Here is a 298-nt window from a genome sequence, read left to right as displayed (position 1 = left end):
AACGGCGGGCAGGTCATCGCGATTCCACAGGAGGGCGACGCCCTCGAGGTACTCACCGGTAAGGCTTGCCTGGTCGCCCTGCTGGTCGTACAGGCCAAGCCCTGCGTGGGTATCGATATAGGCGAACGGCTGCTCCTTGCGCGACATCAGGGCGATGAGGCGAGTGAGCACGATGTGCTTGAGGACGTCGGCGTGGTTGCCGGCGTTGAAGGCGTGGCGATAGTTCATGGCAGCTCCTGCGACGGCGACTAGTTGACCTTGCCTTGACCGCCGCAAAAAGCATCGCGGGACAAGCCCT

The 298-nt window shown here is 63.1% G+C and carries 1 protein-coding gene; it reads right to left on the bottom strand.

The window, feature by feature from the left end:
* A partial coding sequence (gene rlmJ / locus OH705_RS26975) for a 23S rRNA (adenine(2030)-N(6))-methyltransferase RlmJ (RefSeq protein ID WP_267303402.1) occupies positions 1 to 228 on the bottom strand: 228 nt, incomplete at its 3' end.
* Positions 229 to 298 lie beyond the last annotated feature (70 nt).

It is taken from the genome of Pseudomonas sp. BJa3, assembly GCF_026343815.1.
GTDB lineage: Bacteria > Pseudomonadota > Gammaproteobacteria > Pseudomonadales > Pseudomonadaceae > Aquipseudomonas > Aquipseudomonas soli.
The sequence above is the reverse complement of the archived record's forward strand: the minus strand, read 5'-3'. Positions and strand labels throughout refer to the sequence as shown.